Origin of the sequence: Bacillus sp. AP50 (assembly GCF_040492675.1) — a bacterium.
GTDB lineage: Bacteria > Bacillota > Bacilli > Bacillales > Bacillaceae_G > Bacillus_A > Bacillus_A cereus.
Genome location: NZ_JBEUTW010000792.1, coordinates 1 through 1049, shown reverse-complemented (window position 1 = coordinate 1049; position 1049 = coordinate 1). Strand labels below are relative to the sequence as shown.

Below are 1049 nucleotides of genomic sequence, written 5' to 3'. Positions count from 1 at the left end.
ATGTGAAATAGGAGTGAGAATTTTGTTCCAAACGATAATTTACGATAAAGCTAAATATCATTATGAAGGAGATTTCCCACAAGAATTACCGATGGAGCAAGCATTTGTACATACTGGAATGTTCTTAGGTTGGATTATTGATAATAATTTATTTAGTGATGAATTTTTAGAAGAGACTGAAGAGGAAATTAATAAATTTAAGCTTAGAAAAATGACTGGAACTCAAGTTTATATGTTCTGGGATGGGGTTTTAAGCGATGACATGTTAAATGATGAAGGGAATCAATTTGCAATAGATTATTTTGATTTTGAAAAAGGTTTATATTTAGATGATTATGATGATGTATTTTTAGAGTGTGATACATTATATCAAGTGCAAGATACTTGGGAAAATTACTTTAAATTAAAAGAAGTGATTGATATTAGGTATACAGAATGGAAAAAACTTAAAAATAACGGGTAAAGAGGACTTTAAGTAATGGAATATTTTTTGTTCCAAATGAAGGTTTATTATATGCTGTAGAAAAAGGAGAGAAATAATGAAATTCCCAAAAGATGAAGATGGACAAGTATTAAATATGTTATACAAGCAAGGTATAGATTTTAATAAAAAACATATAGTAGATTTCTTTATTGCAATTCCTGATCAAGGTAATGGAGAAAAAATAATTGGCAGACTACAAGAGCTGGGCTTAAATTGTGAATTAGATTATAATGAAGAATTTGAAGATTGGACATGTACTTGTTCTAAAGAAATGTTCTTAATTTATGAGGATATTGTAGAGATGCAAAAGGAATTGAATAAACTGGGTGAAGAGTTTGGTGGATATACAGACGGTTGGGGTGCATTTGTGTAATAGTGAATTTATTTATCGTGATAAAATAAATTAGATGGAGTAAAGAAACAATTTATGGAAAGAAGGGCTTATATAAGTTCTTCTTTCTTTGTATATATTAAGATATCTTAGTGGTAGAAAGGTATATGATATGTGGGCGGGGGGCTACCGGTAAAAGCCCGATTGGTAAGGACTAATTAAAGTTTCACTTTA

The 1049-nt window shown here is 29.6% G+C and carries 2 protein-coding genes; both read left to right on the top strand.

What is annotated here, in order from left to right; genetic code table 11:
- Positions 1–22 precede the first annotated feature (22 nt).
- Positions 23–463: a DUF7832 domain-containing protein gene (locus tag ABWK52_RS29540; protein ID WP_000487868.1), complete on the top strand. Its 441-nt coding sequence runs from the start codon at positions 23–25 to the stop codon at positions 461–463.
- A 76-nt stretch (positions 464–539) separates the two neighbouring features.
- Positions 540–857, top strand: a complete 318-nt coding sequence (locus ABWK52_RS29535) for a ribonuclease E inhibitor RraB (RefSeq protein ID WP_000671650.1) — start codon at positions 540–542, stop codon at positions 855–857.
- The last annotated feature ends 192 nt before the right edge of the window (positions 858–1049 follow it).